Consider the following 12,282-nt stretch of genomic DNA (forward strand, 5'->3'; position numbering starts at 1 on the left):
CATGGATCAGGGGGTTCTCACCGCACCTCAACACTCGGACGCCGAGTTGTTGGCTGCCCACGTCGCCGGCGATCCGTCAGCTTTCGAACAGCTGTTCCGCCGTCACCACCGCCGCCTCTACCGACTCGCCCGGGCTACCAGCCGCACCCCCGAGGATGCCGCCGATGCGCTCCAGGAGGCGATGCTGTCGGCACACCGCGGGGCCGCCAACTTCCGCAATGACGCCGCCGTCACCAGCTGGCTGTACCGCATCGTCGTGAACGCCTGTCTGGATCGCCTGCGTCGCAATAAGGCCCACGTCCCCATCGAACTCGAAGATGAGCTCTACGCCGTCGAGGACCCCTCGACCCACGTCGACACCTCGATCGTCATTCAGAAGGCCCTGCTGCGCCTGCCTCCCGAGCAGCGCGCCGCCGTCATCGCGGTCGACATGCAGGGATACTCCGTTGCCGACGCGGCTGAGCTGCTGGGCATCCCCGAGGGCACGGTGAAGAGCCGCTGTGCGCGTGCTCGCGCACGCCTGGCGGTCGCCCTGCACTATCTCGACAAGGCCGGCTCGGTCGAACCGGAAACCATCGACTACTAGCCGTGTGCCACCGTGTCACGATCCGCCTACGAATTGGGCCATGGGCGTGGCGAACGGTAGCTGGATATGGGAACAATGAACTCAAATGGTCAGCGAGAATCCGGACGGTCCCGATGGCGAAGGTAACCTCGACAAGGTGAACCTCGCTGAGGTGCCGCTGTCACTAGAGGTCCTGGCCGAACTACAGGCCGGCGTCTACGACGCCGGCGATACCGACATACTTCGGCAACGCGCAGAACAAGATAGGGATGCGCGCAGTACCTTGGCCGCCCTCGACCAAGTGCGCGCCGATCTGGCGGTGTGGATGGACAGCCCGGCACCCGATGTACCCGGGTCCGTGGTCGACGACATCGTTGCCGCATTACGCGCCGAGACATCCAAGTCCACGTTGCCCGCGGTAGCTGCGAACGCCGTTCGCCCCGCCAACCCCAGCCTCAACCTCGTCACCGGTTCGGTCCCACTGGACCATCGCCGACGCCCTGCGGCAAAGCGTCGGTGGATCGCCTACTCCACCGCAGGGTTGGCGGCCGCAGCCTGCGCTGCCGTCGCCGTCACCCTCATCGCACAGAACGAACGACGCGTTTCCGAGACCACCGCCGCTGTGGCGGGTCCGTCGCTGTCTCAGCAGACCGCCCCCCAGACAGGTGCCCCCGTGGCGCCGAACCTGCCCGCGACGCGTGCCCGGGGCGTGACAGCCTTCCCGATCTCAGGAAATGAGATCACCGCACTCGTCGGCCGCACCCCCGCGTTCGGCGATCTTGCCGATGCCGCGAAACGTGCGTCCTGCCTCGCCGGGCTCGGCTTCGAGGCATCGACTCCGGTCCTCGGCGCACAGACTCTCGACATCGATGGCCCCGCGGTGCTCATGGTGCTGCCCGCCGAACGGCCGGGTGAACTATTGGCGGTAGCCGTGCGGCCGGGATGTAACCAGTCGGATCCTCAACGGGTGGCCCAGACCCGCCTCGGCGCGACGCCCGGCCGCTAGACCGCGCCTACCACCCATCCCACCCGCGTGGAACATCCCGCTCTAGGCTGTTGTTTCAGCACTCGCATGACCTCATCAGATGAGGGAATCAGATCGGAATCAGAAGGGAACCGCATGGCAGGGGTTGCACCGTCGGCTACGTCGACCGAGACCGAATCGGACGTCCACGAGCTCATCATCATCGGCTCGGGACCCGCTGGGTACACCGCTGCCGTCTACGCGGCCCGCGCCCAGCTGAAACCGATCGTGTTCGAGGGCACCCAGTTCGGCGGAGCACTGATGACCACCACCGAGGTCGAGAACTACCCCGGGTTCCGCGAGGGGATCATGGGCCCGGACCTCATGGACCAGATGCGTGAACAGGCCATCCGGTTCGGTGCCGACCTGCGCACCGAGGACGTCGACGAGGTCTCCCTGCGAGGTCCCGTCAAGAGCGTCACCGTGGGTGACGAGGTTTACCGTTCGCGGGCCGTCATCCTGGCCATGGGTGCCGCACCGCGGTACCTCGGCGTACCCGGCGAGGACACCCTGTTGGGCCGTGGCGTGAGCTCCTGCGCCACCTGTGACGGCTTCTTCTTCAGGGATCAGGACATCGCGGTCATCGGCGGCGGCGACTCCGCGATGGAAGAGGCCACCTTCCTCACCCGATTTGCCCGCAGCGTGACACTTATCCACCGCCGCGAGGAATTCCGCGCCTCCAAGATCATGCTGGAACGCGCCTACACGGACCCCAAGATCACCGTCCTCACCAACACCAAGATCGCCGGGGTCGAGGGCACCGACTCGGTCACCGGGCTCAAACTGGAGAACGCGCTCACCGGTGAGTCTTCACAACTGCCCGTCACCGGGATGTTCGTCGCCGTCGGTCATGACCCGCGCAGCGAACTCGTGCGCGACGCCGTCGACGTCGATCCCGACGGGTACGTGCTAGTGCGAGACCGCAGCACATTCACCTCGCTGGAGGGCGTGTTCGCCGCCGGAGACCTCGTAGACCGGACCTATCGGCAGGCGGTTACTGCTGCCGGAAGCGGTTGTGCTGCAGCCATTGACGCCGAACGGTGGCTCGCCGAGACGGCGCATTCCCAGACCCTCGTCGAAGCCTAGCCTCGTAATCACTGATCAAAGGAGAATCATGAGCGACCACGCGACCGTGACGGTCACCGACGACTCGTTCCAGGAGGACGTCGTCTCCAGCAATAAGCCGGTGCTTGTGGATTTCTGGGCGACCTGGTGCGGGCCCTGCAAGATGGTGGCCCCCGTACTGGAGGAGATTGCCAAGGAGCATGGCGAAGCACTCACTGTCGCCAAGCTCGACGTGGACGCCAACCCGGATACCGCCCGCGCGTTCCAGGTCACCTCGATCCCCACGCTGATCCTGTTCCAAAATGGTGAGGCAACCAAGCGGATTGTCGGCGCCAAGAGCAAGTCCGCGTTGCTGCGCGAACTGGACGGGGTCGTCTAACCGGCTCGACTCGCACCGGTTGAAGGGCACAGGAGTTTCGCCCATCGCCTAGGCATCTGAGACAATATTGCGGTCCCGATGACGGACAGCTGTAGCCCGGGTCGGTGGCAGTGCGGATTCCTTGCGAACGGCTGCGAAAGGCTGAGTATGACGACAGGCGCGTCGAACATTCGCCACGGCGATCGAGGCCCGGCTGTCACTGAGGTCCGCGAGGTCCTTTTGGCGCTCGGATTCCTGGCGGACCCCGACGAAGTCCTGGCGACCGGTCCACTGGTCGTGGTGGACCATTTCGACGCGACGCTGCACGACGCCGTTCGGGCGTTCCAGCAGCGCCGTGGCCTGCTCGTCGACGGTGTCGTCGGTCCCGCGACCTACCGCACCCTCAAAGAAGCCTCCTACCGACTCGGGGCGCGCACGCTCTTCCACCAGTTCTCGGCGCCCATGTACGGCGATGACGTCGCCACCCTGCAAAAGCGCCTCCAGGATCTCGGGTTCTACACCGGCCTGGTGGACGGGAACTTCGGACTGCAGACCTACAACTCGCTCATGTCGTACCAGCGGGAGTACGGGATGACTGCCGACGGTATCTGCGGACCCGAGACGCTGCGCTCCTTTGAACTGTTGGGCCGCCACGTCACCGGTGGTTCCGCGCACGCGATCCGCGAGACCGAGCACGTCCGCAACGCCGGCCCGCAACTGTCGGGTAAGCGCATCGTGATCGATCCCGGCCTTGGCGGGGGCGACCACGGCCGCATCGTGCCGGGCCGCGAGGGCCCCACGAGTGAAGCAGATATGTTGTGGGACTTGGCGAGCCGCCTCGAAGGGCGGATGACCGCGATCGGGATGGAGACCTACATCTCGCGTGCCATCCAGAACAACCCCACCGATATCGAGCGCGCCACCTACGCCAACAACGTGGGTGCAGACCTGATGATCAGCCTGCGCTTCGACTCGCAGCCTGCCGTGGTCGCCAGCGGCGTGGCCTCCTATCACTTTGGCAACCTGCACGGTTCGGTATCCACCATCGGCCACATGCTGGCCGACTTCATTCAACGAGAAGTGGTGGCGCGGACCGGGTTACGCGACTGCCGTACACACGGTCGCACATGGGACCTGCTGCGCCTTACCCGGATGCCCACCGTGCAGGTGGATATCGGCTACATCACCTCACCGAACGACGTCTCCATCCTCAGCGGCGCACACTATCGCGATATGGTGGCCGAATCGATACTGGCCGCGGTGAAACGCGTATACCTGCTCGGCAAGAACGACAGGCCCACCGGCACATTCACTTTCGATGAGCTGCTGGCCCACGAACTTTCCGCAGGCAGCTAGTCTCCGCGCAGCACCTCGATGGCGCTCGCGGGGCAGATATGCGCCGCGTCGGCGGCTTCCACTACTTGATCCTCCAGTAGCGCCCCTGTGATGAGTGGCATCGCGATGCCGTCGGCATCCGCACCGAACAGACCCGGATGCTGCACAATGCAATACCCCGAACCCATACACAGATCCTGATCGACGGTGATCGTGAACCGCTCGCCGTCTGAGCTGCCCACGGTCACGCCCTCGTCAATGTGACAGGCAGACCGCCGTCGATAGTCACCGAGAAGTTGAAGTGATGCTTAGGTTTCCAGCCCCCCGGCAAGGTAAGTCGGTACCGCTGAAAGATGATCGACAACAGGAACTGCGCGTTCATATAGGCCATGCCCGTACCGAGACAGTGGTGCCTACCCGATCCGAAGGGCATGAATGCCAACCTTGGCCGGCTCTTGGCCAAGGCCTCATCCATAAATCGGTTCGGATCGTAGGCGTCCGGGTCCGCCCACCACCGTGGATCGCGATGTATCGAGTAGAGCGATGGGCCGACGATCGTGTACTGCGGGATGAAGTACCCGCCAATAACATCGTCTTCCATCGCGAACCGCGGATTGAGCGGGTGGCCCTGCAACCGTTGTCCCTCATCGAAACACGCCTTCGCCCAAGCCAATTTGGGCAGATCCTCCGGTGTCGGGACGGCGCCTTCCAACAAGTCCACCTCTGTGTAGAGACGCTGGAGGTGATCGGGGTGCGACAGTAGCAGTGCGAGCGTCCAGGACAACGACGCCACCACCGTCTCGTATCCGCCCGCCATCAGAATCATCAACTCCATGCTGAGATCCCGTTCCGACAAAGGACTTCCGTCGTCGTAGGTGGCCTCCAGCAAGAGACTCAACAGGTCTGGCGTGTCGACGGGATTCCTGCGGCGCTCTTTGATCAGCTTCCGAGTCAGTCGGCGCAGTCTCCACATCGACCGGGGCGCGGTGTCCCGCCCGGGCATGGGAATCAGCCTGGGCAACGGACTCATCATCGTCACCGACGCCATCAAGGACATGAACGTCCGCAGATCAACATCGGTTTCGTGGATTTCCTGCGCGGTGATCGACGACGAGAACATCGCCCGCAAGAACGCCGGCAAGGTGACCTGCGCGATGGCGTGCTGCAGGTCCACCACCCCACCGGTGTTCGCCCACTGCGACCACCCGTCGATTCGTCTGACGAACTCGTCGGCGATAACCTCGGCCACCCGGGCCAAGTGACGCCGCCCGAACATCGGCATAAGCATCCGGCGACGCTGGCGGAACTTCTCCCCCTCCAACATCGGAATCGCCGCTCCGATCAATCCCATCGCCGCCTGGCCGGGACCGATCATGCTGTACCGGCCGACGGGATCGTCCATCACTTGGCTCGCGTAGTCCGGATGATTCACCACGATGATGCTGCCGCCCACCGGGAACGGCACGCGATAGATATCACCGAATTCTTGGGAGCAGCGCCGGAAGAATTCGAATGGTTCGCGCCGCATCTCCAGGACGCTGCCCACGATGGGCAGACCGACGGGCCCGGGCGGGGTGAGCGTCGGACTCCCCACGCCGCGGACCACGCTGGAGGCCAGTGGAATCGATCCGCGGGTGATCCACAACGGATCGTGCCGCAAGGACGCGAATCTTCCCTGTGCCCTGGCAGTTTCGTTGACCTCGCGCACTGTTGGATTCATCGGCAGGGGCCCCCACTGCCCCGCCAGCTGGCGAGGCAGGCTGAGATCTGCTGCCGAACTGTGGCTTTGCGAAACCGCGGGCGCAATCGGACAGGCTCCGTCACGTGACTCGGCAAGCGATGGCTGCGAGGTACTCATTCAGTCTCCTTTCCGGAGGTTCCGATTACGCTGCAGGTACGGGCTGTCTGGCGGCTGCGGTACGCGCCGGTCCCAGCACCTTGGCGCCGACCTCGTCCCGAAAGCGTTGACACGTGGGCGAGTACGCGACGATGACGACGGCCAGCAGATTGAGTGCCGTGGAAAGAAGGGCCAGCCCCCACGACGGCACCGGTGCCAGCCCCAAATGGATCGCGAAGTAGTTGGGCAGCGTACAGATGATGGTGTACGCGAGATAAGCACCGGGCGCAACAAAAGGGATAGCGGCCCAACGGTATCCCCGCATGTGCGGTCGTATCACGACAAGCACCCAGGCGATCATGACCAGGAATCCGCCGTTTTGCACGAGGCTGGGCAGCGGCACGCCGAGGACCAACGCGTTATTGCTGTAGTACTTCATCACGCCGAAGTGGCTGTTGACCATCTCACCGATGCACTCGAAGATCCCGAATACCAACGCGAACACGATGAGCGTTCGGGCGGCCCATCCCCTTTTGATCATCTCGTACACCACCAGTGCGGTCGGTGCCGTGCCCACCCACACCAGCGGGACGAAGATCGGCAGCGGCCGGTCCGCGATGGTGACGTAGGGCAGAACATTGGTCATGTATGTCGTGGCACCGATGATGTCGAGCCACGGCTCAACGAAGTACGGCAGAATCGTCACCCCGCTGAGCATGACCAGCCAGTACATCAACGCGTCCTCGTGCTTGCGCAGCGTCATCCACCCGACCCAAACAAGCGAAATCACCAGGCACACAACGAGTACGGCGACCACCATCCAGGCCCACCAGGGCTCACCATGAATGACCGGTGGCGGCCCCCATTCCGTGCCTGTGCTCAGCCGTGTCATCCCGAGTGTCCTTTCGCCGCCGTAAAGAAGTTGCTCCGGACACTAATGTCTTGTTTGGGAACATGTCAATCATTTCAAGACAAACCATTCCGTACAACGACATGGGTGGCACGAGAGCGCTTCGATCGGCTATCCTCGGCCGCATGGTGGACCCATCGGGACCGCCGATCCGGATGGCAGATCGGCAGCGCGCTCGGCGCAGTGAACTCGTCAAAGAAGAGGTTGTCGATGCCGCCCTCGCCGAGTTTTCCGAGCGCGGCTACCACCAGACCTCGATTGCGCACATCGCGGAACGGCTCGGCACCGGTCACTCGATGTTCTATCGATACTTCGCGAACAAGCGAGATATCCTCGAACACGCGGTCCAGCACGCCACACAGCGCACCATCGAAACACTCGCTCAGACCGTGCCCGGTCAAATCACGTCGTTAGACGAATTCCATGATTTCGCAGTGAATCTCGGGCTTGCGTACATCGATCTGGTGGTGGAGGACCCCCGCCTATCGCGCTTGCTGCTGCAGCAGGGCGCCGCGGTGGACAAAGAGATGACCGATCAGTTCTGCCGCGTATTTGACACCGGCGCTTCAGTTCTCGCTGCTCTACTACGCGATGGGATCGCTTCCGGATACGTCAGGCAGGATATCGACGTCGAAGCTGTTGCGGATTCGGTGGTGGGTATTCCGCTGGGCCTGCTCGCCCGCTACGGGCACGACCCTGATCAGGCGATCCTTGCCTCAAGAGTGCGTGCAACCGCCGATCTCGTCTGCCGGGGGATCGCCGTCTCGGCACAGCCACTCGACGGCTAGAGCCCGGCGCCCACCACGGGGCCTGCCCCGGCCGGTTGTGGCACGTGAACGGACTCCAGCAGTCGCTCCAACGCCGCCTCCACCTCGGCCTTCCAGCCGATCCCGCTATCGAGCTCCATGCGTAGCCTCGGGAAGTGCTGATGCGGTGCCACGACCGTGAAACCCACGTCTTTCAAGAAGTTCACATCGATCATGCACTGCTCGATGGTGCACTCCCCCAATACATCCGCTGCTTCCGAATGCCTGACCGTCGATAAACCTCCCGGGCGAAGAGGATCCGGCACCGATCCCCCGCATAATTCCAACGCCTCGCTGGTACGACCGAACGCTTCCAACGCGCGCACACCACGGCGCACCAACTCGGTCACCACGCTGGCGATAATGCTGTGCGGCAAGCCGTCTGATTCGTGCCCCGGCTCCACCCCGAGGGAGGTCAACAGGATCGCGTCCGCACTGACTGGTGCCGTCGGGAACAACCGGGCGCGCGGCACCACACCGGGTGGAGCGTAGAACGCGTACCCCGCGGTGGTGGGTCGGGTCTGTGGACCGGTCACCGCGAGCTGACCGCACGACCCCCACTCGAGCATGACCATCGACAGCCACGCTTCCTTCTCGAACTCGGGGTCCGATAGGTGCTGACGATCCCCGACGGTAGCGGGGTCCACCTCCCAGAAGACACACCGCCGGGCGTGCTTGGGCAGCTGCTCGAAACCATCGAGCCGCAAGGGAACGATCCGAGCCGACACTGGTCTTGCACGCCTCCACGTCCGGTCACCATGGTGCGCGGTACGCATCGTGCGTCCGGCAACCCTTCAAGGATAAGCGAAATTTCTCGTTTGGCACCCGGCAGCCGCATCGCGAGGGCCCGTGTCCGCCGCGCCGACGACAGCCGAGCACATCATTGCCTCGCAGAACTGAAAGCTCTTACCTACCAACCATTTTCGTGACTGGCATGCTTCCGAACGAGATTGAAACGGGTTACACGTCACTGTGACGTTTCTCCCCTGTGGGCTAGGACGTTGCTTCGCCGGACATCATCTCGACAATTCGCTGCAAATCCTCGACCGAACCGAACTCGACGACAATCTTGCCCTTGCGCTTGCCCAGGCTCACCGTCACGCGGGTGTCGAAGGTACCCGACAGCCGCTCGGCGACATCCTGGAGGCCGGGCATCTGGATCGGCTTGCGCCGCGGTGCCGGTTTGACAGCATCGCTGCGGTTCGCCAGCGTCACCGCCTCCTCGGCGGCACGCACCGACATCCCCTCGGCCACGATCCGAGCCGCCAGCTCCTCCTGCGCCTCGGCCCCACCATCCAGGGCGAGCAGCGCGCGCGCGTGTCCGGCCGACAGCACGCCTGCCGCGACCCGCCGCTGCACCGCGATGGGAAGACGCAGCAGGCGGATCATGTTCGAGATCACCGGTCGCGAACGACCGATCCGGGAGGCCAGCTCCTCATGCGTCACGTCGAACTCTTCGAGAAGCTGTTGGTAGGCTGCCGCCTCTTCCAAGGGGTTCAGCTGTGCCCGGTGGATGTTCTCCAGCAGCGCATCGCGAAGCAGGTTGTCGTCTGCCGTCTCCCGGACGATCGCCGGGATGGTCTCCAGACCCGCTGCCTGGGTGGCGCGCCACCGCCGCTCCCCCATGACGAGCTGGTAGTCACCACCCTCCGCCGTGCGCACCACGATCGGCTGCATCACGCCGAACTCACGGATGGAGTGGACCAGCTCGGCGAGGGCCTCCTCGTCGAACACCTGGCGAGGCTGCTTGGGGTTGGGCTTGATGGCAGTCACCGGAATCTCGCGGTACACCGCGCCGATATCGACCGTCGGCGCAACTGCGGCCGCCGAACCACCGCCGATGACGACATCGGCCGCCGCGGCACCCAGCCCTGGACCCGCAGGTGTGGGCGAGCCGTCCGTCGGTGCCGTGGGAATCAGCGATGCCAGACCCCGGCCGAGTCCGCCCTTACGCCGTGGTGGCGACTGGCTCATCGGTTACCTCTCCTCGTCACGCATGCGACTATCTTCCCGTACCGCAACCGGCTCATTGGGGACCACTCGCCGACGGTCCTGGCCGCTGCGCGAGCTCACGTGCGGCATCCAGATAGCTCAGCGCACCACGCGAACCCGGGTCGTAATCCAGGACGCTGGTCCCGTACCCGGGGGCCTCGGACACCTTGACGCTGCGCGGGATGACCGAGCCAAGCACCTTCGGACCGAAGTGGTTGCGCACCTCGTCTGCCACCTGATCGGCGAGCTTGGTCCTGGCGTCGTACATGGTGAGCAGAATCGTCGACACATGCAGGGCCGGATTCAGGTGTGCTTGGACGAGTTCGATATTGCGCAGCAGCTGACCCACACCCTCCAGTGCGTAGTACTCGCACTGGATGGGGATCAGCACCTCATTGGTGGCGACGAGTGCATTAACCGTCAGCAGACCCAACGACGGCGGGCAGTCGATGAAGACGAAGTCGAAAGTGTCGGCGGGAAGGCCGGCGATTGCGGTGCGCAACCGTCCTTCGCGGGCGACCATCGATACCAACTCAATCTCGGCGCCGGCGAGGTCGATCGTCGCCGGGACACAGAAGAGGTGCTCGCTCTGCGGGCTGGTCTGGATTGCTTCTTGGATCGAGATCTCCCCGAGGAGCACCTCGTACGAGGACGGGGTGCCCGCGCGGTGGTCGGCGCCCAATGCGGTGCTCGCGTTGCCCTGTGGATCGAGGTCGATCACCAGAACGTTGAGCCCCTGCAGCGCCATCGCAGCGGCCAGGTTCACCGCGGTGGTGGTCTTTCCGACGCCACCCTTCTGGTTGGCGATCGTCAGCATCCGGCGCTGCGCCGGCTTCGGGAGTCGGACCGATCCCTGCTTGATTTGGGTGGCGCGTTGAGCAGCGGCACCGATCGGGGTGTCCGACTCTTTGAACTCCGCGGGTGATCGGCGACCGTCTCCCGGTGCGCCGGTTTCACGTGAAACATCTGGCGGTCCGTGCTTGTCGCTACTCACAGTCGTCTCCTTGATCGGATGCTCACCGGCTCCGCTTTCGCGGACCGCCGCGGGTGTCTCCCCGCCGACGGTCTCCGTCGCATTCTTTCCGCCGCGCGACCACCACCGTGGTGGGCGGATCGAGGTACCGCGTGCCACACTGCACCACCCTCACATCGTCAGCGCCGAGCAGGCTCAGCGCACTTCCGTACTGCCGCACTTCTTCATCGGCGCGATCGCCTTTGATCGCCAACATGCGTCCGCCGATCCGCACCAAGGGAAGAGACCAGCGGCCGATCTTGTCCAATGCCGCGACCGCCCGGGACGTCGCCGCGTCCGCTTCACCGACCGCCGCGATAACACTCGGCTCCTCCGCCCGGCCGCGTACAACCGACACGTTGGTCAGCCCGAGCCGCTCAATCATTTCACGGAGGAAGTCGGTCCGGCGCAGCATCGGCTCGACGAGAGCTATACCTACGTCGGGGCGCGCGATGCCCAACGGGATGCCCGGAAGACCCGCGCCGCTCCCGATATCGATCACGCGCTCCGCGGGCTCGAGCAGCTCCCCCAAGACGGCGCTGTTGAGAATGTGGCGCTCCCATAATCGGTCGGCTTCACGGGGTCCGATCAGGCCCCGCTCCACACCGATGGTGGCCAGCGCGTCGACGTACTCCACCGCGACAGGGAGGCGGTCGCCGAAGACTTTTGCCGCAGCCTCCGGCACCGGGAGAGTCTCGCCGTGTTTCACGTGAAACATTCCTCCCGGAGCGCGGCCGCTGAATTACATGGGTGAGATTTAAGTGCGGTCAGTCGTGCAGGATGACGACGCGACGCGACGGCTCCACGCCCTCGCTCTCGCTGTGCACACCATCGATCGCGGCGACCGCGTCGTGCACGATCTTGCGCTCGAACGGAGTCATCGGAGAGAGCTCCTCGCGCTCCCCCGACTCCAGCACCTGCTTGGCGATCTTCGTGCCCAACGTCGCCAACTCATCGCGGCGGCGGCCACGCCAGTTGGCGACGTCCAACATCAGACGGCTGCGCTCACCGGTCTTCTGCTGGACAGCCAGCCGGGTCAGTTCCTGCAACGCGTCCAGCACCTCGCCCTTGCGGCCAACGAGCTTGGTCAGATCACTGCCGCCATCGACGCTGACGATCGCGCGGTCCCCTTCGACATCCAGATCGATGTCGCCATCGAAGTCGAGGAGATCCAGGAGCTCTTCCAGATAGTCGCCGGCGACCTCGCCCTCGGCAACCAGACGCTCTTCGAGACTGCCGCGCGGCTCAGTGTCCAGCTCGGCATCCGGCTCGGTGTCCGGCTCGGTGGCAGCCTCCACCGTGGTCTCTTCGGCCGTGGTCTCTTCGGCCTGCGTATCGAGATCGGTCATCGTTCTTCTCCCTCTGTCACGCCCGTGCA

At 64.4% G+C, this 12,282-nt stretch carries 14 protein-coding genes; 6 read left to right on the forward strand and 8 right to left on the reverse strand.

Annotated features, from left to right (window positions below; genetic code table 11):
• Position 1 precedes the first annotated feature (1 nt).
• From sigM to MLB1_RS10600, 5 genes are all read left to right on the forward strand, one after another.
• Positions 2-586, forward strand: a complete 585-nt coding sequence (gene sigM, locus MLB1_RS10580; protein ID WP_180749827.1) for an RNA polymerase sigma factor SigM — start codon at positions 2-4, stop codon at positions 584-586.
• Positions 587-671: 85 nt separating this feature from the next.
• A complete protein-coding gene (locus MLB1_RS10585) occupies positions 672-1,571 on the forward strand; it encodes a hypothetical protein (protein WP_180749563.1) in 900 nt (299 codons plus the stop codon).
• Positions 1,572-1,685: 114 nt separating this feature from the next.
• A complete protein-coding gene (gene trxB / locus MLB1_RS10590) occupies positions 1,686-2,675 on the forward strand; it encodes a thioredoxin-disulfide reductase (RefSeq protein ID WP_180749564.1) in 990 nt (329 codons plus the stop codon).
• Between the two features lie 28 nt (positions 2,676-2,703).
• Positions 2,704-3,033 carry a thioredoxin gene (trxA, locus tag MLB1_RS10595; RefSeq protein ID WP_180749565.1) on the forward strand — a complete coding sequence of 110 codons (330 nt, stop codon included), beginning with the start codon at positions 2,704-2,706 and terminating at the stop codon, positions 3,031-3,033.
• 147 nt (positions 3,034-3,180) lie between these two features.
• On the forward strand, positions 3,181-4,368 hold the full coding sequence (locus tag MLB1_RS10600; RefSeq protein ID WP_180749566.1) for an N-acetylmuramoyl-L-alanine amidase: 1,188 nt from the start codon (positions 3,181-3,183) through the stop codon (positions 4,366-4,368).
• Here the strand turns inward: MLB1_RS10600 and MLB1_RS10605 are convergent.
• The 3 genes from MLB1_RS10605 to MLB1_RS10615 all read right to left on the reverse strand — a co-directional run bounded on the left by MLB1_RS10605 (position 4,365) and on the right by MLB1_RS10615 (position 7,076).
• Positions 4,365-4,589, reverse strand: a complete 225-nt coding sequence (locus MLB1_RS10605) for a ferredoxin (RefSeq protein ID WP_358148958.1) — start codon at positions 4,587-4,589, stop codon at positions 4,365-4,367. The genes MLB1_RS10600 and MLB1_RS10605 overlap by 4 nt on opposite strands.
• A 2-nt stretch (positions 4,590-4,591) precedes the next feature.
• Positions 4,592-6,067, reverse strand: a complete 1,476-nt coding sequence (locus tag MLB1_RS10610; protein ID WP_180749829.1) for a cytochrome P450 — start codon at positions 6,065-6,067, stop codon at positions 4,592-4,594.
• Between the two features lie 163 nt (positions 6,068-6,230).
• Positions 6,231-7,076 carry a hypothetical protein gene (locus tag MLB1_RS10615; RefSeq protein WP_180749567.1) on the reverse strand — a complete coding sequence of 282 codons (846 nt, stop codon included), beginning with the start codon at positions 7,074-7,076 and terminating at the stop codon, positions 6,231-6,233.
• 143 nt (positions 7,077-7,219) lie between these two features.
• Here MLB1_RS10615 and MLB1_RS10620 point away from each other — a divergent pair, with 143 nt between their 5' ends.
• A complete protein-coding gene (locus MLB1_RS10620; protein WP_180749568.1) occupies positions 7,220-7,882 on the forward strand; it encodes a TetR/AcrR family transcriptional regulator in 663 nt (220 codons plus the stop codon).
• Here MLB1_RS10620 and MLB1_RS10625 read toward each other — a convergent pair.
• The 5 genes from MLB1_RS10625 to MLB1_RS10645 all read right to left on the reverse strand — a co-directional run bounded on the left by MLB1_RS10625 (position 7,879) and on the right by MLB1_RS10645 (position 12,253).
• The gene (locus tag MLB1_RS10625; protein WP_180749569.1) at positions 7,879-8,628 is read right to left on the reverse strand and encodes an acetyltransferase; all 750 of its coding nucleotides are present in this window, start codon (positions 8,626-8,628) and stop codon (positions 7,879-7,881) included. The genes MLB1_RS10620 and MLB1_RS10625 overlap by 4 nt on opposite strands.
• A gap of 265 nt (positions 8,629-8,893) precedes the next feature.
• A complete protein-coding gene (locus MLB1_RS10630) occupies positions 8,894-9,874 on the reverse strand; it encodes a ParB/RepB/Spo0J family partition protein (protein ID WP_180749570.1) in 981 nt (326 codons plus the stop codon).
• A 52-nt stretch (positions 9,875-9,926) separates the two neighbouring features.
• The gene (locus MLB1_RS10635; RefSeq protein WP_180749830.1) at positions 9,927-10,784 is read right to left on the reverse strand and encodes a ParA family protein; all 858 of its coding nucleotides are present in this window, start codon (positions 10,782-10,784) and stop codon (positions 9,927-9,929) included.
• A gap of 124 nt (positions 10,785-10,908) precedes the next feature.
• Positions 10,909-11,622 carry a 16S rRNA (guanine(527)-N(7))-methyltransferase RsmG gene (gene rsmG, locus MLB1_RS10640; RefSeq protein WP_180749571.1) on the reverse strand — a complete coding sequence of 238 codons (714 nt, stop codon included), beginning with the start codon at positions 11,620-11,622 and terminating at the stop codon, positions 10,909-10,911.
• Positions 11,623-11,671: 49 nt separating this feature from the next.
• The gene (locus tag MLB1_RS10645; RefSeq protein WP_180749572.1) at positions 11,672-12,253 is read right to left on the reverse strand and encodes a R3H domain-containing nucleic acid-binding protein; all 582 of its coding nucleotides are present in this window, start codon (positions 12,251-12,253) and stop codon (positions 11,672-11,674) included.
• Between the last annotated feature and the right edge of the window lie 29 nt (positions 12,254-12,282).

The organism is Mycobacteroides sp. LB1 (genome assembly GCF_013449725.1).
Lineage (GTDB): Bacteria > Actinomycetota > Actinomycetes > Mycobacteriales > Mycobacteriaceae > Mycobacterium.